This is a genomic window from Streptomyces herbicida, assembly GCF_032656585.1.
Classification (GTDB): Bacteria; Actinomycetota; Actinomycetes; order Streptomycetales; family Streptomycetaceae; genus Streptomyces; species Streptomyces herbicida.
Genome location: NZ_JAUYWJ010000007.1, coordinates 175,580 through 193,736, shown reverse-complemented (window position 1 = coordinate 193,736; position 18,157 = coordinate 175,580). Strand labels below are relative to the sequence as shown.

General features: G+C 73.4%; 14 protein-coding genes. 5 read left to right on the top strand and 9 right to left on the bottom strand.

All coding sequences use genetic code 11. The features are described 5' to 3' along the window. Positions 1–61: 61 nt before the first annotated feature. Both treY and Q8A52_RS16985 read left to right on the top strand, forming a co-directional pair. On the top strand, positions 62–2,431 hold the full coding sequence (treY, locus tag Q8A52_RS16990; RefSeq protein ID WP_316752913.1) for a malto-oligosyltrehalose synthase: 2,370 nt from the start codon (positions 62–64) through the stop codon (positions 2,429–2,431). 186 nt (positions 2,432–2,617) lie between these two features. Further along, the gene (locus Q8A52_RS16985) at positions 2,618–3,868 is read left to right on the top strand and encodes a M14 family zinc carboxypeptidase (protein ID WP_316752911.1); all 1,251 of its coding nucleotides are present in this window, start codon (positions 2,618–2,620) and stop codon (positions 3,866–3,868) included. A gap of 91 nt (positions 3,869–3,959) precedes the next feature. On the opposite strand, the gene Q8A52_RS16980 is transcribed toward Q8A52_RS16985, so the two are convergent. From Q8A52_RS16980 to Q8A52_RS16970, 3 genes are all read right to left on the bottom strand, one after another. Then, a complete protein-coding gene (locus tag Q8A52_RS16980) occupies positions 3,960–4,385 on the bottom strand; it encodes an SSI family serine proteinase inhibitor (RefSeq protein WP_316752909.1) in 426 nt (141 codons plus the stop codon). Then, positions 4,382–5,707 carry a M14 family zinc carboxypeptidase gene (locus tag Q8A52_RS16975; RefSeq protein WP_316752907.1) on the bottom strand — a complete coding sequence of 442 codons (1,326 nt, stop codon included), beginning with the start codon at positions 5,705–5,707 and terminating at the stop codon, positions 4,382–4,384. The genes Q8A52_RS16980 and Q8A52_RS16975 overlap by 4 nt, the downstream gene beginning before the upstream one ends. Before the next feature lie 219 nt (positions 5,708–5,926). Continuing rightward, entirely contained in the window at positions 5,927–6,478 is a 552-nt protein-coding gene (locus tag Q8A52_RS16970) for a DUF1707 and FHA domain-containing protein (protein WP_316752905.1), read from the bottom strand. Between the two features lie 175 nt (positions 6,479–6,653). On the opposite strand from Q8A52_RS16970, the gene treZ reads away from it, so the two are divergent. Then, a complete protein-coding gene (treZ, locus tag Q8A52_RS16965; RefSeq protein ID WP_316752903.1) occupies positions 6,654–8,399 on the top strand; it encodes a malto-oligosyltrehalose trehalohydrolase in 1,746 nt (581 codons plus the stop codon). Positions 8,400–8,409: 10 nt separating this feature from the next. On the opposite strand, the gene Q8A52_RS16960 is transcribed toward treZ, so the two are convergent. The 4 genes from Q8A52_RS16960 to Q8A52_RS16945 all read right to left on the bottom strand — a co-directional run bounded on the left by Q8A52_RS16960 (position 8,410) and on the right by Q8A52_RS16945 (position 12,320). Beyond that, positions 8,410–9,354: a phosphotransferase family protein gene (locus Q8A52_RS16960; RefSeq protein WP_316752901.1), complete on the bottom strand. Its 945-nt coding sequence runs from the start codon at positions 9,352–9,354 to the stop codon at positions 8,410–8,412. Between the two features lie 70 nt (positions 9,355–9,424). Continuing rightward, positions 9,425–10,552: an aminopeptidase P family protein gene (locus Q8A52_RS16955; protein WP_316752898.1), complete on the bottom strand. Its 1,128-nt coding sequence runs from the start codon at positions 10,550–10,552 to the stop codon at positions 9,425–9,427. A gap of 132 nt (positions 10,553–10,684) precedes the next feature. Then, positions 10,685–11,272 (bottom strand): PDZ domain-containing protein, encoded by a 588-nt coding sequence (locus Q8A52_RS16950; protein ID WP_316752896.1) that lies wholly within the window; start codon positions 11,270–11,272, stop codon positions 10,685–10,687. 172 nt (positions 11,273–11,444) lie between these two features. Beyond that, complete coding sequence (locus tag Q8A52_RS16945) at positions 11,445–12,320, bottom strand: LysR family transcriptional regulator (RefSeq protein ID WP_316752894.1); 876 nt, start codon at positions 12,318–12,320, stop codon at positions 11,445–11,447. 93 nt (positions 12,321–12,413) lie between these two features. Here Q8A52_RS16945 and Q8A52_RS16940 point away from each other — a divergent pair, with 93 nt between their 5' ends. Then, positions 12,414–13,148, top strand: coding sequence for a CTP synthase C-terminal region-related (seleno)protein (locus Q8A52_RS16940; protein ID WP_316752889.1), 735 nt, complete (start codon positions 12,414–12,416; stop codon positions 13,146–13,148). On the opposite strand, the gene phsA is transcribed toward Q8A52_RS16940, so the two are convergent. Continuing rightward, a complete protein-coding gene (phsA, locus tag Q8A52_RS16935) occupies positions 13,136–15,028 on the bottom strand; it encodes an O-aminophenol oxidase PhsA (RefSeq protein WP_316752887.1) in 1,893 nt (630 codons plus the stop codon). The genes Q8A52_RS16940 and phsA overlap by 13 nt on opposite strands. Positions 15,029–15,218: 190 nt before the next feature. On the opposite strand from phsA, the gene Q8A52_RS16930 reads away from it, so the two are divergent. Further along, complete coding sequence (locus Q8A52_RS16930; protein WP_316752885.1) at positions 15,219–15,428, top strand: hypothetical protein; 210 nt, start codon at positions 15,219–15,221, stop codon at positions 15,426–15,428. On the opposite strand, the gene cyc2 is transcribed toward Q8A52_RS16930, so the two are convergent. Then, on the bottom strand, positions 15,421–17,613 hold the full coding sequence (gene cyc2, locus Q8A52_RS16925) for a germacradienol/geosmin synthase Cyc2 (protein WP_316752883.1): 2,193 nt from the start codon (positions 17,611–17,613) through the stop codon (positions 15,421–15,423). The two genes, Q8A52_RS16930 and cyc2, sit on opposite strands and share 8 nt — an antisense overlap. Positions 17,614–18,157 lie beyond the last annotated feature (544 nt).

Genomic DNA, 18,157 nt, shown 5'->3' with positions numbered 1-18,157 from the left:
GCGTGGGCCACGTGCCGGGTGCCGTGACACGAAAGGCGGCGGGATGGGTACGTAGGTCTGCATGACATCTGAGCGACCCGAACCGGTGGTGCCGACGGCCACCTACCGCTTGCAGCTGCAGCCCGAGTTCCCGTTCGCGGCCGCTGCGGCGGCCGTCCCCTACCTGGCGTCGCTCGGCGTCTCCCATCTGCATCTGTCCCCCGTCCTCGAGTCCGTCCCGGGCTCCACGCACGGCTACGACGTGGTGGACCACGCGAGCGTGCGCGGCGAACTCGGGGGCGAGGAAGGCCTGCGCGCGCTGTCGCGCACCGCGCGTGAGCACGGACTCGGCCTGGTGGTGGACATCGTGCCCAACCACATGGCCATGGCCCCGCGCCACAACCGGGCCCTGTGGGAGGTGCTGCGGGAGGGCCCCAAGTCGCCGTACGCGCGCTGGTTCGACATCGACTGGGACGCGCAGGGCGGCCAGGTGCTGCTGCCGGTGCTCGGCGGGCCGGTCGGCGCGGAGCTCGGGCAGCTGGCGGTCGACGGCGACGTGCTGCGCTACCACGACCATGTGTTCCCGCTCCGCGAGGGCACCGAAGAGCTTGCGCTGCCGCAGCTCCTGGACGCGCAGTGGTACCGCCCGGTGTGGTGGCGGCTGGCCCGTACGGAGCTCAACTACCGGCGATTCTTCAGCATCTCGGAGCTCATCGGGGTGCGGGTGGAGGACCCGGAGGTCTTCGACGCCACGCACGGCAAGATCCTGCAGTTGCTGCACGAGGGCGTGGTGGACGGGCTGCGCATCGACCATCCCGACGGTCTCGCCGACCCCGACGGCTACCTGGAGCGGCTGCACGAGGCGAGCGGTGGGCGCTGGACCGTCGTGGAGAAGATCCTCGCCGACGGGGAGCCCCTGCCCGCCTCCTGGCCCGTCGCGGGCACCACCGGCTACGACGCCCTCCGGCACGTCGACGGCCTGTTCACGGACCCCGTGGGAGCCGGTGAACTGCTCGGCCAGTACCGCAGGTTCGCGGCTCCGCAGACGGACCGGGGCGGCGACTGGGAGGCGACGGTGCGGCGGGCGGCGTACAAGGTGCTCACGCATGAGCTGGCCGCGGAGACGGACCGGCTGACCCGGGTGGCGAACCGTCTGTGCGCCGGCTCGCCGGACCCGGCGCTGCGTGACCGGGCCCCCTGGGCGCTGCGCACCGCGCTGCAGGAGCTGCTGGTCCGGCTGCGGGTCTACCGGCCGTACGCCTCCGGTGACGCGGCTGCCGTGGTCACCGAGGAGGCCGCCGAGGAGGCCCGCCGTGCCTTCGTCGTGCCCGAGGAGGGGCGGGCGGTCGATGTGGTGCGCGGCCTGCTGGTCGGGGCCGCGGGTGACGGTCCCGGGCTCGCGGAGTACCGCGCGCGGTTCGCGCAGACCTCGTCGGCCCTGCGGGCCAAGTCCGTGGAGGACACGGCGTTCTACCGCTACGTGCCCCTGCTGTCGGCGACCGAGGTGGGCGGCGACCCGGGCCGCCCCGGGGTGTCCCCGGCGGAGTTCCACGCGTACTGCGCGCGCGTGCAGCGCGACTGGCCGGTCACCGGGACCGTGGTGTCGACGCACGACACCAAACGCAGCGCAGACGTGCGCGCGGCGCTCGCCGTGCTGACCGAGTGCCCGGGGCGCTGGGCGGACGTGCTGGCCGAGGTGACCCGGGACGGCGAGGGCGTGCCGGACGCGCAGCTGGCCTGGGCCGCCTGGCAGACGGTGTTCGGGCTCGGCCCGGCGGACGGACAACGGGTCGGCGAGGCTCTGCTGAAGCACGTCCGCGAGGCCGGCCTGTACACGAGCTGGACGGAGCAGGAGCCGCCCTACGAGGAGGCGGTGGCCGCGTTCGTCGCGGAGGGGCCGTGCGGGACCCCCGGCGAGCGCGTGGCCGCTTTCCGCGGCTCCCTGGAGGCCCACATCCGGGCGAACGTGCTGGGCACCGCCCTGGTCCATCTGACGATGCCCGGGGTGCCGGACCTCTACCAGGGCACGGAGGACGAGTACCGGGCGCTGGTGGACCCCGACAACCGGCGGCCGGTGCGGTTCCCGCCCGCGGAGGAGGCCGGCGCGTCCGGGGAGAAGGCCGCACTGACGGCGGCGGCGCTCCGGCTGCGCGCCCGCCGGCCGGACACCTTCGGCGACACGGCCACGTATACCCCCCTGGACGCCCAGGGCCCGGCCGCGGCGCACTGCGTGGCGTTCGCGCGCTCCGGGGACGTGGTGACGGCCGTGACACGGCTGTCGCTGCGGCTGGCCGAGGCGGGCGGCTGGCGCGACACCCGGTTGCCACTGCCCCCGGGACGCTGGGCCGACGTACTCGCACCGGAACGGGAGTTCACGGAGCACGCGCGCGTGCACGAGCTGTTCGGCTTGATGCCGGTGGCACTGCTGGAGCGGGTCGGGGGCGCGGTCTGAGGACGGCCGCCCGCCAGAGGTGGAGCTCGGCGCCGGCCGCTGGGCAGCCGTTCGGCACCACCCGTCGCCGTTGCCTCAACCTGGAATGCAACTGGGCGCCCCCTGGAGGCTCCCCCGCGCTGTGCTTGACAGTTCACCTATGCCGTGCGGCACTGGGGATTGCGAAGCCGGGCGGACAAGACGGGGGTGAGTCTCCTGCCGGAGCTGCGTTACCCCAGTGTTCCCGAACTGGTCGCAACCGCCCGGGCATTGGCCGCTCACCGGCCGGGTCTGTGCACGTTGCGGCAGGTGGGGGTCTCACGCGCGGGAAGACCCCTGCACCTGCTGTCGGTGGGCCACGCCCGACCGGCCGTCCTGGTCGTGGCGGGCGCCCACGCCAACGAGCCGGCCGGGGGCGGCACCCTCCTCGCGCTCGCCGAACGGGTCGTACGCGCCCCGGATCTGCGCGCCGACACCTCCTGGCACTTCCTGCTCTGCGCGGACCCGGACGGGGCCAGCCTGCATGTGACCCCGGCGCCGCGCAGCCTCCTCGACTACCACCTCGGTTTCTACCGGCCGGCCGGCCCCGAGCAGCCGGAGTGGTCGCCGTCGGTGCTGCCGCCCGACCGGCTGCCGCCCGAGACACGGACCCTGACCGGCGTGATAGACGAACTGCGCCCCTTCCTCCAGGTGACCCTGCACGGGACCGATCTGGGCGGCAGCTGGGTGCAGCTGACCAAGGACGTGCCGGGGCTCGCCGAGCCGTTCGCCAAGTCGGCGGCGGAGCTGCACATTCCGGTGGAGACGGGCGCCTCGGACGCCGCAGGCTGGCCCGCCTCCGGGCCCGGCGTGCATGTGATGCCCGGACCGGAGTCCGGCGTGCCCTACCCGAGCATGCCGGACGACGCACGGCACAGCACCTGGTACCACGCCCACCGGTACGGCGGCCTGACGGCGGTGGTGGAGGTGCCGATGTGGGCCAGCGACCTGGTGGACGACCCGGTTCCGCACCCCGCCCCCGTGGCGGCGATGCGGCAGCTGGCCCGCCGGCTGCAGCGGGACGCGCTGGAGGTGGAGCGCGTGCTGGCCGAGGCCCTGCCGCGGCTGGACGGCGCCGAGGGGCCACTGCTGCGGGCCGCGAAGTGGGCGCTGGAGCTCATCCCGGGCCTGGCCGAGGACTGGATCCACACCCCGCCCGTCGACACCACCCGGGCGTACGTGGGCAGCGTGGACGCCTTCGGCCGACGGCTGCCGCTGCGGGCGGCGGCGATGCTGCTACGGGTCCTCCAGGAGGCCGACGACCGAGCCGCTCCCGGGCTCGAACAGCTCGTCGCCTCCTGGTGCGACGCCTTCGCCGAGCGTTTCGCGGCCCGCTGGGTGCCGCTGGAGCACCAGGTGGAGCACCAGTCCCGCACGGTCCTCGTGGCTGCGCAGTACGCGCGCGAGAGGGTGGCGTGAGGCACGGGGAGCGCGGCGGGCCGAGACGGGCACACGCGCGTGGGACACCGTCACGTCCCGCACACGCGTGCCCGCGCGGCCCGGCCCGGACTCAGTCGTCGAGCCGGAACACCGACCCCGTCCCCGCTTCCATCGCGCACGCGTTCGAGAACGTCTTCTCGTTCTCGACGGACCGGCCGTGCCACTGCCCGAACGCACGGGCGGTGACCGGGGCGTAGATCATCGGGCAGACGGCCTCCTCCTTCGCCGGGATGCTGCCGATGTCGCCGTCCGCCGCCTCCAGTTCGGCGCAGGCCTCGGCCGCGTGGGCATGGCCCAGGGGCGGGTCGCACAGCAGCAGGGTGCCGCGCGGGTCGCCGGACCGGGTGTCGCCCCGGGTGACGGTGAGGTAGAGCCAGTTGCCGGAGTGGGCGTCCCGGGCCACCGCCCGGGCGGCCGGGGCGGGGCAGGCGGCCAGCAGCGCGGCCGCCGCCAGCAGGGCGCCGCGTACGGCGGTCGCTTGCGTGGAGTACGTCATTCCCGGTGCATCGGCACAGCGGCCTCGGCACCCCAGCCCGACTCACCCGAACGGGACGGCACGCGCGCGTGCCGCCGCGCCAGTTCGAACGCGCTCAGCACGACACGCGCCTGGTACTCGGCCTGGCGGGCCACCGGGATCCAGCGCGCCCCACAGCCGTCGCGGTAGTCCGCGCACCACTCGTCGATCAGCCGGTCCAGGTCCGGCAGGACGCCGGCCGGATCGTTCCCGGTACTGAGCACGAGCCGGCGCAGCAGCCCGGCGGTGCGCAGGGCCAGCCGGCGCCCGGAGATGCGCAGGGCAGCCAGGTGGGCGGTGTTGAGCGCGGGCAGCCGGCGGGCGCTGCCGTCGTCGGTGTCGGGGTCCCAGGAGTCGGCCAGGCCGGGGCAGACCAGTAAATAGTCGTCGACCGGCGCGAGCAGGCTGCCGGCGTCGGGCACGGCGGCCAGCTGGGGCCGGATCCGGGCGAGGACGCCGTCCAGGAGCCGGGTGTCGTGGCGCAGGGTGCCGCTGACGGTGCGCAGCACCGCGTCCCGGTCGGCGGGCGGTGAGCCGTCCTCCACGGCGGCCACCCCCCACATCGGCGCCTCGACGATCGCGGTCACCGTGCCGTACCGGTGCGGGTGGAACCAGGTCGACTCGACGGCGGCCTCCGTGATGGCCGCGGCCAGGTCGCCCCGGCGCGGCGGCGGGATCCGGTAGACGGCGGGTCCCACGCTGGGCCAGTACAGGGTGTCGTACGCGCCGAGTTCACGGGGGATGCCGAGGCGGGCCGCGGAGTGCGCGACGCGCCGGGCCAGGCCCGGCAGATCGCGGGTGAGCTCCACGAAGCCGCCGCCGACGTCGACGCCGTGCAGGGAGCACTGGAGGAAGGGCCGCAGCTCGTCCTGCAGCTCGAGCAGGGCGCGCGTCTCGGGCAGCACGGCGGCGGCCGCGCCGTCGGGCAGCCATTCGGGCTGTTCCAGGAAGCCGGGCCGGAAGAAGTTCCGGAAGTAGTGGTCCAGGGTGTACGGACCGGACAGCCAGCCCTCGTTGCGGCGCGAGCCGTCGGGGTCGAGGCACAGCAGCAGGTTCCAGGTGGTGTCGGCGGCCTCGGTGAGCCGGGAGTCGGCGAGCGTGCGCTCGGCCAGCCGCAGGACGGTGGCGCCACCCACCGGCTCGTTGGCGTGCGGCCCGGCGACGACGAGGGCCTGCCGGCTGCCGTGACCGACGGAAAGCAGCCACAGGGGCGCGCCCGCGCGGGAGGTGCCGATGCGGCGCAGCCGGGCGTCCTCGGGGCGGCGGGCGACGAGCGCGGCCGCGCGGGCACCCAGCTCGTCCACGGTCGGGTAGCGGAGGAGCGGCAGGGCACACCTCCACAATGTGGTGCCGACGGTTCACCTGGTGTGCATGGTGTACGCACAGTCAGTCACGAGTTCAGGGGTACGTCAACACCGCGGCGGACAACACGTTTTCGGCCACCGTGTCCGATGCCGCCCGGGCCGGTGCCGGGACCCCCGCTCGGTCCGAGGAGAGCCTCTCGGTCCGAGAGGGAACGCCGCTCAGTTCGACGAGAGCCGGAAGGCCATCCGCCCGAAACCCACCTGGTCGCCGTCGCGGACCACGGCGGCGCCGATCACCCGGCGCCCGTTGACGGTGGTGCCGTTGGTCGAGCCGAGGTCCCTGAGGACCCACATCCCGCCCTGACGGCGGAGTTCGGCGTGGACGCGGGAGACGGTCTCGTGGTTGAGCCGCAGTCCGTTGGCGGGGTCGCGGCCTATGCGCAGCGGATGGCCGTTGCCGGCGTGCGGCAGCATCAGCTTGGGCAGCCGCTCGGCCTGCCATGCGGTGCGCAGCCGTACGGTGAAGCCGGAGACCGCCTCGACGGTGCCGAGGAGGACACGCGAGAGGCGGTTATCCCTGGGCAGATCGGCAGTGAGCGCGGCGAGTTCGTCGGCCCGGCGCGCGGTCAGGGCGAGTTCCATGCGGCGCACGAACGTGTCGTGCGACAGCCGGCCCATGGCAACGCCGTCACGGAGCACCTGCAGCGCCTTGTCGCGCTCCGCGTCGGACAGCCGCGCGGGGTACGTGTTGAACTCGAAGGACGACGTCACGCTCGTGATTGTCGGTCAGTGAACCGCGGGTGTCCAGAAAACGGGGAAACGACCACCGCGCGCGCGTACTCCTGGCGACACCTGCGGAGAAAGGAAAGATTCAAAAGCGCGTCCGTCCCGGTCACGGCACGATGGACGGACTACATCACGGTGAACAGACGAAGGGGAACCGTCCGTGCAGTTCGAGGTGTGGGCACCGCAGGCAGACCGTGTGACGCTCCATTGCGACGGCGCCACGCGCGCGTTGGAGCGCGATCCCGAGCGGGCGGGGTGGTGGTCCGGCGAGTCGGAGGCGCATGACGGGACGCGCTACGGGTTCGCCCTGGACGACGGCCCCGTGCTGCCCGACCCGCGCTCGCGCCGCCAGCCGGACGGCCCGGACGGCCCGAGCGCGGTCGTGGACCAGGAACGGTACGTCTGGCGTGCCGAGTGGCCGGGGCGCCCGCTGCCGGGGGCGGTCCTCTATGAGCTGCACGTGGGGACGTACACCCGCGAGGGCACCCTGGACGCGGCCGCCGAGCGGCTCGGGCATCTGGTGGAACTGGGCGTCACACACGTGCAGTTGATGCCGCTGTGCCCCTTCCCGGGGCAGCACGGATGGGGGTACGAGGGAGTCTCGCTGTGGGCGGTGCACGAACCGTACGGCGGCCCGGAGGCGCTGAAGCGGTTCGTCGACCGGGCGCACGAACTCGGTCTGGGCGTGGTCCTGGACGTCGTGCACAACCACCTCGGGCCGTCCGGGAACCATCTGCCCGCGTTCGGGCCGTACTTCACGGAGACGCACCACACGCCCTGGGGGGCCGCGGTCAACCTGGACGCGCCCGGCTCGGACGAGGTGCGCGCGTACCTTGTGGGCAGCGCGCTGGCCTGGCTGCGCGACTACCGGATCGACGGGCTCCGGCTGGACGCCGTGCACGCGCTGCGGGACACGCGCGCGTGCCACTTCCTGGAGGAGCTTTCGGCCGCCGTGGACGGCCTCTCCGCCGAGCTGGGCAGACCGCTGTTCCTGATCGCCGAGTCCGACCTCAACGACCCGCGGCTGATCACCCCGCGCGGAGAGCACGGTCTCGGCCTGCACGCCCAGTGGAACGACGACTTCCACCACGCCCTGCACACCGCGCTGACCGGCGAGTCCCAGGGCTACTACGCCGACTTCGCGCGCGCCCCGTTCGCCGCCGTCGCCAAGACCCTCACCGGCGGCTTCTTCCACGACGGCACCTACTCCAGCTTCCGGGGCCGCCACCACGGCCGCCCGCTGGACCGCGCGGCGGTGGCCGGGCACCGGCTCCTCGGCTACTCCCAGACCCACGACCAGATCGGCAACCGCGCCCAGGGTGACCGCCTTTCCCAGTCCCTGTCCCCCGGTCTGCTGGCCTGTGCCGCCACGCTGACGCTGACCGCGCCGTTCACACCGATGCTGTTCATGGGCGAGGAGTGGGCCGCGGGCACCCCGTGGCAGTTCTTCACCGACCACACGGACCCGGAGCTCGCCCAGGCCGTTCGCCAGGGCAGGCGGCGGGAGTTCGCGGCGCACGGCTGGGCCGAGGAGGACGTGCCCGACCCGCAGGACCCGGCGACCCGCGAGCGCTCCTGCCTGGACTGGTCGGAGCCGGAACGCGAGCCCCACGCGCGCGTGCTGGCCTGGTACCGCCGGCTCGTCGCCCTGCGCGGGGAGGAGGCGGATCTCACCGATCCCGACCTCGCCGACACCAAGGTGGCGTACGACGAGCAGGCCCGCTGGCTGGCCTTCCGGCGCGGGGACGTCCGGGTGGCCGTGAACCTGGGCAAGGAGTCGGCGGCGATCCCCCTGGGCACCGGCCAGGTGCGGGTCCTCGCCGCCTGGGACCCGGTGGTGGCGCCGGGCGCCGACGGGCTGCTGCTGGTACCCGGGGAGTCGTGCGTGGTGCTGACGCAGGGCTGACCCGGCGGGTTTACAGCTCCTCGCCCGTCTCCTCGTCCCGGAACTCGGTCACCCGCTCCAGCAGGATCGCCTCCCAGGCGCGCCGCAGCTGGGTGCGCAGCAGCGGCAGCGGACCGGTGTCCCGGCCGTCCAGGCGGTCCATGAGCCGGACGATCGTGTCGCAGCGGGCCAGCCACAGGCCGCGCAGGCAGGGGCGGGCGCCGTAGCCGGCGAGGGTCGCGGCGCGTACGGCCGCCCCGGAGCCGACGGCGAGGGCGAGCCCGGCGATGTCCTCGGCGGGGTCGGCGACGGCCACGCCGGTCCAGTCGAGGATGCCGCGCACCCTGCCGTCGGCGCTCACCACGAGGTGCTCGCCCTTGAGGTTGTGGTGCACCAGGACCGCCGTGCCGGGCTGTGCGGCCAGCTGGGCGGCGCCGGCCGGGGTCAGCTGCAGGATGAGGGCGGGGTCGAACTCGTCGGCGGCGCCGAGACGTTCCGCGGCCCGCACGGCCATCCGGCGCAGCGCCTCCAGGGAGCGCGGGGCGACACGCGGGACGCCGAGCGTTTCCGCCTGCCGTACCGGTACCTCGCGCAGTCCCGTGAGCAGGCCGGCCAGGTCGGCCTCGCCGACGGCGGAGACGTCGTGCTCCTCCCCCGTGCCGCCGGGCACCTTGGTGTCGAGCGTGTAGGTCAGCCCCGGGGCCCACTCGCCGTGCGCCACGCTGACGGGGACGGTGACGGGGACGTGCGGCCGGACGAGGTCGCGCAGGCGCAGTTCGCGGCGCTGACGGGCGGAGGCGTCGCGGTCGGGGGCGAGGCGCAGCACATGGCGCGTGCCGACCCACCACGTGGAGTGCTCGCCGCCCTCCGCGACGGGCCGCACGTCCGGCCCCGAAGTGCTGTCCGCGCTCTCCTTGAGCAGCGTACGGACCAGTCTGCGGACGGTGTCCGCGGTGGGTGTCGGTGCCTGGGTCATGTCGCGCCGTTGCCGTTCGGGGTGGTGTCGTCGAGGGTGCGTACGTCTCCTGGTGCCCGGGGCCGCCCGGTCAGTCCACTATGACCATGTCACGAGTCGTGTTGTTGAGGCGACGGCCGCCGTCCCCGGTCACCGTGACGATGTCCTCGATGCGCACTCCGAAGCGGCCGGGCAGATAGATGCCGGGCTCCACGGAGAAGCACATGCCGGGCACGAGGGGCTGGTCCTCGCCCTCGATCATGTAGGGCGGCTCGTGGGTGGTGACGCCGATGCCGTGACCGGTGCGGTGGATGAAGTACTCGCCGTACCCGGCGTCGGTGATCACCGCCCGGGCGGCCCGGTCGATCTCCTGGCAGGCGACGCCCGGGCGCACCGCCCGGAAGCCCTCCTCCTGCGCAGCGCGGACGATGGCGTGGACCTTCCGCTCCTCGTCCGTGGGCTCCCCCACGTGCACGGTGCGGGTGGTGTCGGAGCCGTAGCCGTCCTTGAGTCCGCCGAAGTCGAGGACGACCATGTCGCCGAGGCGGATCACGCGGTCGCCGACCTCGTGGTGCGGATTGGCCCCGTTGGGACCGGAGCCGACGATGGTGAAGTCGACCTGTGCGTGCCCGAAGCGTCGCAGCAGGTCGGCGAGGTCGCGGCCGACGTCGGACTCGCGCCGGCCGGCGAAGGGGACCTTCCGGATCTCCTCGAACGCGGCGTCGGCGGCGGCTCCGGCGGCCGCGAGCAGTTCCAGTTCCGCCGCGTCCTTCACGGCGCGCAGCATCGGCAGCGCGTCGGTGAGGGCGGCGTAGGAGGTGCCGGGCAGCGTCTTCTGCAGGCCGAGCAGGTGCATCGCCCAGGCGTTGTCGCTGATACCGAAGCGGCCGCCGGCGTCGAGGAGGGCGGCGGTGACCGTGTAGGGGTCCGTGCCGTCGGTCCAGTCGCGCAGGGTCAGGGCGGGCGCGCCGGCCGCCTTGTCGGCGTCCGGGGCCTCCAGGGTCGGTACGACCAGCACGGGGTCCCGTCCGGCGGCGAGGACGAGCACGGTGAGCCGTTCGGTGACCGCGGTGGGCGCGTAGCCGGTGAGCCACACCATGTCCGGTCCCGGCGCCACGAGCAGGCCCGCCAGCCCGGCCTCGGCGGCGGAGCGCGCGGCGCGCTCCGTGCGGGCCCTGTAGTCGTCGGCCGTGAAGGGTGCGGGCGTGCTACCGGTCATCCAGGCCTCCGAGGACGTCTGGGGAGGGGCAAAGGATTACGGGCAGCATCCTGCCCGGACACGGAGGGCTGCGCGAGCCGGTTACGGGGTCCCGCCGCCACGATGTCGCCGACCGCGGGTCCTTGCGGGAGGTCATGTGGCGACGCCGGGGACGGCCGTCAGCCGCTGGTAGCCGCCACCGCGGTGCCGCACCGTGAGTGTGACCTCGGCTCCGGGGCGGACGCGGGAGACGGCCCGCGCGAGGTCGGCGGCCGTGTCGACGCGTGTCCTGCCGAATTTCAGGAGTACGTCGCCGACGACCAGGCCCGCGGTGTGGGCGGGGCCGGGCTCGTGGACGCCGACGACCAGCGCCCCGGATGTCCCGGCGTCCACGGCCACCACGCCGAGGCTCGCGCCGGCCGGTGCCGGCGCGGCCGAGGGGGCGGCAGGAGCCTTCGCGTCCGGGGGCGGCGCTTGGTGTCGCAGTTGGGCGAGTCGGCTCATGCCGATCACCGTCGCGCCGACCGTGCCGAGTCCGACTCCGGACAGCACCAGGACCGTCCCGACGAACAGGCCGAGCAGCATGGTCCTTAGCCGCCTTCGGCGTCGGCGCGCGGCGTGCGGGCGCTGTGCGGTGCCCGGGCTGCCCGGGCTGCCGGGGGTGCCAGGGGTACTGGGGGTGCCGCCGTCCCGCCGCTCCTGACCGGGCATCGGCTTGGGACGCAGTGCAGTGTCTTCCATGGATCGCCTCCGGCTGGTGCTCTACCCGGCGTGCGCGGGTGCGACGAGCCACGAACGAGTGAGACTGACCCCGGGTCAGCACCGGGAAGTCATAGGCGTCACGGCACGGAACAGGCCGCGCTCGCGAGGGTCGGATTCCGTCGCTCGGATTCCGTCGGTCAGCTCCCGTCGGTCAGCCCCGGTCGGTCAGCCGCCGCACGAGAGCCGCCGCGGCTCCGCCCGGTGTCCCGCCGTAGAGCAGTTCCGTGCGGTGCACGATCCGTGGCGCGGCGAGCGGAACGGCGACCGTCCCGCGCACCCCGCCGGCCGCCGAGTCGGGCAGCAGGGTCAGTCCGTGGCCCGCGGCGGCGAGGGCGGTGAGGGCGTGGACGTCGGTTCCCTCGTAGCGCAGGGCCGTACGAAAGGCGCCGCCGCCGTTGGCCGCGCGCAGCTGGGCGAGGGGCAGTCCCGCGTCGGGGGCGTCGAGCCAGCGGGCGTCGGCGAGGTCGCCGAGGCGCAGCCCCGCAGTGCCGTGGCGGACGGCGAGCGGGTGCGTGGCGGGCAGCAGGACGCTGACGGGCTCCTCGGCGACGCCGTGCGCGGTCAGCGGCGCCACGTCGGGCAGCCGCAGCGGGTCGCTGGGCGCGGCGAGTCCGTCGACCAGGCCCAGATCGGCGGCGCCGGTGGCGACAGCGGCCGGGATCTCGTCCCGGGCGAGGACGCGCAGGGTCAGCCCCGCGACGGGGAGCGCGGCGAGGACCCGGGGGCCGAGCGCGGTCGCCGTCGCGGCGAGGGTCAGTCCTTGGGCGGGCGCGGCGGCCAGCCGCAGGACGTCCGCGCGGGCCGCGTCCAGGCGCAGCAGCAGCGGGTGGGCATGGTCCAGGAGGCGTTCACCGGCCGCGGTGGGCGCGACGGGGCGGCGGGTGAGCAGCGGGGTGCCCAGGTCCTGTTCGAGCGCGGCGATGTGCTGGGACACCGCGGACTGGGTGTACCCCAGCTCGCGGGCGGCCTCCGAGAAGGAGGCGAGGCGCGCGACGGTGACGTACGTACGCAGCAGGTGCGGGTCCATGCCGGACAGCATCCCACTGCATCAGCAATGCTTATCGACCGTGCACGGATCATCGTTGGACGTGAACCCGGACCGGTGCCCAGGATGAGGGTCATGACGGACAACGCCGCGCACACCGCCACGATCGCCCTGGTCGGGGACCGCTCCCCCAACGTCGTCTCGCACACCCGGATCCCGCGCCTGCTCGACGCGCTCGCCGAGCACGACCGGCTCGTCCTGGACGCGTACTGGATCCCGTCCGAGGACGCCGTGGCCGCGGACGCGGTGCGCGGTTTCGACGCCGTGTGGGTGCTGCCGGGCAGCCCCTACCGCAGTGAGGCGGGCGTGCTCAGGGCCATCCGCACCGCCCGCGAGGAGGGCATCCCCTTCCTGGGCACCTGTGGCGGCTTCCAGCACGCGCTCCTCGAGTACGCCCGCAATGTGTGCGGCCTGACCGGGGCCGCGCACGCCGAGAACGACCCCGGCGCCGAGGACCTGCTGATCGAACCGCTGGCCTGCTCCCTGGTGGGTCACGAGGCGTCGGTGACGATCGCACCGGGCTCGCTGGCCGAGTCGGTGATCGGCTCGGCGAAGACGGTGGAGCGGTACTTCTGCGCGTACGGCCCCTCCCGTCACCTCGACACGCTGCGCGCGCACGGCCTGCGCTTCGCCGGCCAGGACGAGGACGGCCAGGTGCGCGTCGCCGAGCTGCCCGGCCATCCGTTCTTCCTCGCCACGCTCTTCCAGCCGGAGCTGTCCGACGAGGGCCCGCGCCCGCACCCGGTGGTACGGGCGCTGGCGCGAGCGGCCACCCGACACGCCGCACGCGCGCGTGTTCAGCCCGCATGACCCGAGTGACCCGTGTGTCCCTCGCCGTGGCCGCCGTGGGTCGCGCCGTGGTCGAACTTCAGGGCCTCGGGCGGCATCACGACGAAGGGCCGCATCATGCCCATGTCCTCGTGCTCCAGGAGGTGGCAGTGGTACATGAACCGGCCGTACGCGCCGTCGAATCGCCCCATGACCCGCAGGATCTGGCCGCCGGGGACACGGAACACGTCCTTGTAACCACGCTCGTTGGGGGCCAGCGGTAGCTTCGTGCCCGGGTCGAACGCCACCGGCTTGACCGTGCCGCCGACCGCCGGGTCGAAGCCAGAGACGTCGTAGGCGTCACGGCCGAGCAGCTGGAAGTCGGCCAGGTGGACGTGCATGGGGTGGACGATCGGGGCAAGGTTGAGGAAGCTCCACTGCTCGTAGCTGCCCTCGGCGATGGTGAAGCCGAGCCCGTCGTTGAACGTCCGGGACGTGCGCCGGTAGGTCTTCGTCGTGCCGTCCGCACCCGTGAGCCGGATGACCCCGTCCGTGGGCACCTGGACGTCGCCGGCGTCCTCGGCCTGGGTCATCTCCCAGATCTCCGGATGGCCGCCGGCGCCCTTCGTGGCCGGCGGGGTGAGCACGATCAGGCGGTGGCCGTGCGGGACGTCGTGGGTGAGTCGGCGGAAGGAGCCGGAGAGCACCTCGGGCAGCTCGAAGGTGTCCGTGCCGTCGCCGTCCTGGACCCGGAATTCCAGGACGGCCGGATAGCGCACGTCACCGGCCGGGTCGGGCACGCCCGCCGGCTGGTTGCGGCCCTTGTTGACCAGGCGGAGCCGCTTGCCCGCGAGGCCGCGGAAGTCGACGAGCAGGTCGAAGCGCTCGGCCGGGGCTGCGGTCAGGATGGGCAGTGCGTCGTCGAAGTCGATCGGCACGGCCCGTGGCAGGAGCCCTCCGTCGCTGCCGATCTGGTGGACCACGCCCGGGACCGGGTTGTCGTCCTCGTCGACCAGGACGAGGTCGTAGGTGCGCGCGTTCGACGCGTTGACCAGCCGGAAGCGGTACCAGGCCGGGTCCACGTCGGCGTACGGCCAGATGCGGCCGTTGACCGTGGTGTACGGGCCGGTGAACGGGATGGAGACCGGCTTGCCCGTCTCCGGGTTCTGCTGCTGGACGATCACCGTCTTGTGCAGCAGCCGGCCGTTGAGGCGGCCGTCCTCGTCGGTGTCGAGATTGCGGTCGGCGAGCAGCAGCGGGATCTCACGCTCCCCGGAGGGGAGGTGGAGGGCGTCCTCCTCGTCGTCGCGGACCAGGTAGGTGCCGTACAGGCCGGTGTGGACGTTCCACCGTGTGATGTTCATGGCGTGGTCGTGGTACCACCACTGCACGGCCTGGTGGTCGTTCGGGTACTCGGACAGTTGCGCGTCGCCGTGGCCGACGGCGTTGTCCGCCCAGCCGTCATTGCCGCCGCCCGTCTGGGCGCCGTGCAGATGCGTCACCGTCCAGGCGGGCAGCGCGGCCACGTCCTTGTTCGGCTCGACACCCTCCCGGCCGGGCTCGGTGGTGGCCTGCGGACGGCCGTCCGTGCGCAGCGGCACCTCCACCGAGGTGACCGGGTATTCGCTGTCCTTGGGAATGCGGTTGGTCCAGGCGATGCGGACGCGCTGTCCGCGGCGCACCTCGATGGTCGGGCCCGGCACCTGGCCGTCGTACCCCCACATCAGGGTCGGCGGCAGCTGCGGGTGCAGGCGGATCCAGGCCGGGCGCAGGGCGATCTCGGTCTCGTGCGTCACGTCGGTGGACGCGGGCCGCAGGACCGACGGGACGGGTAACGGCGCCACGTACGGCGTCAGTTCGGCCGGAGCCGGCGGCTGCTCCCCGTCGACGGCCTCGGTGATCCTCTCGATGATCTCGGTCACGTTCGAACACCCCCGTGCGTTCTGCTGTGTTTTGCTCCCCTCGCCCCGGAAGACTCACGACGGACCATCCACGTTCCCCGAATGTCCCACTGCGCACGAAAGTGTCCGGAAACCGTCTACGAGGGGCGAGGCAGCCGGGCCCAGCGGCAGCGGAGTCGCGTTGTCAGTGGGGGCTGTTACGTTCTGTGACATGACCGATCTCACCCCCCGTCTGCTCCGGTTCATCGCCGAGGAGCACTACACGCTGACCGGTGCGCCGGCCGACGCGGGCCGCCCCCAGCAGGCCCGCGCGGCGCCGGCCGCCGGGGAGGCGATACACGGCGAGCTGTCGGAGGCGGCCGGGCGGGCCGTGCGGGAGCTCGCCGCCCGGACGTCGGCGCGGATACGCGAGCTCAGCTGACCCGCAGCGCGGGCGCGGGCCGCGTGTCCGGGAGGAAGCCGTGGGCGCGGCGGGCGAGGTAGGAGGCCTTGTAGCGGTCGACCCGTCGGTGCCAGTGCAGAACTCCGGCCAGCCAGTTCTGCAGGTCGAGGACATAGCCCCGCATGGCCTCGCGTGCCTCCGCGGGCAGGTCGAAGTCGTCGTACACGACCGGTAGTTCGTTCGCCACGACGTGCTCGAACTGACGCATGCGCTGGGTCATCAGGTCGTGCACGACACCGAGCGCGGTCGGGTAGTCGACGCCGAAGAAGTTCTGGACGACGAGGACGCCGTTGTGGATCTCGCCCTCGTACTCGATCTCCTTCTGGTAGGAGAAGACGTCGTTGAGGAGGCACCCGTAGTCCATGGCGGCGTTCTCCAGCGAGCGCACCGGCCCGCTGCGGTAGACCTCCGGCGGGATCGCGGGGCCCCGGCCCATGCGGCACAGGCTCAGGGTGAGGTCGGAGCCGAAGGTGGCGCGCCGCATCTCCAGATAGTCGACGGGGTCGGGGATGCGGTGCTGCAGCTGGTTGGCGAGTTCCCACACCCAGCTCTCGATCATCGCGTCGACCGCCTGCTTCAGGGCGGTGCGTTCGCCGGGAGGCATCTGCGCCGTCGTACGGGCCCACAGGTCGATCAGTCCGCGTTCCATCCCGTTGACCGGGACGGGGACCGCCTCGCCGTCTAGGGGCATGCACGCGGACAGCCGTTGCGCGGTCAGCCGGGAGGCGGCCAGGTCGCGGCGGTGTCCGAAGACGAGGGGGTAGTAGTCGTCGCCGTAGGTGCCCCAGGCGAGCCACTGCGCGCTGAGGTCGAGGGCCTCGGGGGTCGCGTCCGGGTCGAGGCCCGCCGAACACAGCGCGAGGTCGTACGCCGTGAGCTTGTCCTCGTCCCAGACCCCCTCCTGGAGCATGCCCATCCGGTGCATCCAGCCGGTCAGGCGCTCGCGGGCGCCGTCCAGGTGCGGGGAGAGCTCCAGCCGGAACGGCATGTAGAAGTCGGGCAGCAGGGACGGGCCGACCTTCTGGAAGGGCACGTGGGAGTAGGCGTGCAGCCTCCCCCACTGCCTGAAGGGCGTGGGAGGTACCCCGATCGCTGCGGCCGAGGCGAGCAGTGCGCCGATGTCGGCGGCGGAGGTGCCCGGGCCGGTCAGGCCGTGCCACGGGGAGCCGGACACGGCGCCCTCGTTCATGTACCGACTGGAGCACAGGTGCCATTCGTGGCCGCCGGACTGCCAGTCCTGCAGCCCCTTCGTGTAGGCCGCGACCGCCGCGACCTGGTCGGGGGTGAGGCCCTTGTCCAGGGCGAGCGCGGGCACTTCGGTGAGCGCGGTGTGCTCGAACTGGTGGAGGCGCGAGGTGAGGATGTCGTTGACGGTGTCGGCGGCCTCCTGGGTGGTGCAGCCGAAGAAGGTCTCCAGGACCAGCACGCCGTTGCTGTTCTCCCCCTCGTCCTCCACCTCCCGCTGGTAGGAGAAGAGGTCGTTGCGCAGGTGCACGGCGTCGGAGAAGGTCTCCATCAGCACCCTGAGCGGCCTGGATCCGGCGACGGAGATGGGCACCTCGGCGCTCGCGTACTCGACGAGCCCCGCCGACCAGGGGGCGCCGCCCACCTTGCGGCGCATCTCGATGTACTCGACGGGGTTGGCGATCCGCCCCTCGTTGATGTTGGACAGCTCCCACATCGACTCGTTGAGGAGGTGCTCGGTGGCCACCGCGAAGCGCCTGCGCCAGTCGGCGGACATCGACGGCACGGTGCGCGCCCACAGGTCGGCGAGGCCCGCCTCGACGGGGTTGTCCGGCTGCGGTACGGGAGTCGCGAGGTCCAGCGGCATGAACAGCGGCAGTCGGTCGAGGTGGGCCTTGCCGGCCGCGCGGTCCTGGGTGCGCTTGTACCTCTCCAGGAAGTGGTCGTCGAAGAAGAACACCCACACGTACCAGTCGGTGATCAGCGAGAGGGCGGGTCCGTCGCAGTCGGGGTGGGTGCAGGCACACAGGAGCCCGTAGTCGTGCGCCTCCAGGTCCGCCTGCTCCCAGACCCCGGAGCCCTCCAGCATGCCCATCTCGCGTGCCCACCCGGTCGAGTGGGCACGCGCCTCGTCGACATGCGGGTTCAGCCGCGCGGGATACGGCATGTAGAAGTGCGGGAGTTCGAACGGCTGCGTCATGACCGGGGCCCTACCCGTGGCCCCCGGCGGCCATCCGCCCGGCGACACATGATCACACCATCGCGTGAAGCGGGCAGAAATCCGCCAACTTGCCCCGTGCGCCGTGGCGTTCACCGGCCGAGGAACACTTCGGCGGCCGAACCGGCGCGTCCCCGATGGCGTCGGTGGCAACCGGCAGTCGCGGGGAGGCGGCGGACAGACCGGCGCTCTCCGGGGCGCCCAGGTGAGCGAGGCGGTCTCGCTCCGGAGCCGTGCCACGCGTCGCAGTGCCGCAGCGCCCGGCGCAGGGCCTCGTCGCTCCGGCCACCGATCCACACGGACGGGCCTCCCGCGGTCCACGGCAGCACGCCGAGCCGCGGCTTCCCCTTGCCCCGCCACAACTCCTCCACCGCGGCTGTTCGTCCGCACGGCGCGCCCGCGCCCGGCGCAGGGCCTCGTCGCTCCGGCCACCGATCCACACGGACGGGCCTCCCGCGGTCCACGGCAGCACGCCGAGCCGCGGCTTCCCCTTGCCCCGCCACAACTCCTCCACCGCGGCTGTTCG

Excerpts from the sequence above, each read along its gene's own strand:
- treY (WP_316752913.1), top strand. The coding sequence starts at position 62 with ATGACATCTGAGCGACCCGAACCGGTGGTGCCGACGGCCACCTACCGC.
- Q8A52_RS16980 (WP_316752909.1), bottom strand. The coding sequence starts at position 4,385 with ATGACGTACTCCACGCAAGCGACCGCCGTACGCGGCGCCCTGCTGGCG.
- Q8A52_RS16960 (WP_316752901.1), bottom strand. The coding sequence starts at position 9,354 with ATGACCCAGGCACCGACACCCACCGCGGACACCGTCCGCAGACTGGTC.
- Q8A52_RS16955 (WP_316752898.1), bottom strand. The coding sequence starts at position 10,552 with ATGACCGGTAGCACGCCCGCACCCTTCACGGCCGACGACTACAGGGCC.
- Q8A52_RS16950 (WP_316752896.1), bottom strand. The coding sequence starts at position 11,272 with ATGGAAGACACTGCACTGCGTCCCAAGCCGATGCCCGGTCAGGAGCGG.
- Q8A52_RS16945 (WP_316752894.1), bottom strand. The coding sequence starts at position 12,320 with ATGGACCCGCACCTGCTGCGTACGTACGTCACCGTCGCGCGCCTCGCC.
- Q8A52_RS16940 (WP_316752889.1), top strand. The coding sequence starts at position 12,414 with ATGACGGACAACGCCGCGCACACCGCCACGATCGCCCTGGTCGGGGAC.
- Q8A52_RS16930 (WP_316752885.1), top strand. The coding sequence starts at position 15,219 with ATGACCGATCTCACCCCCCGTCTGCTCCGGTTCATCGCCGAGGAGCAC.
- cyc2 (WP_316752883.1), bottom strand. The coding sequence starts at position 17,613 with ATGACGCAGCCGTTCGAACTCCCGCACTTCTACATGCCGTATCCCGCG.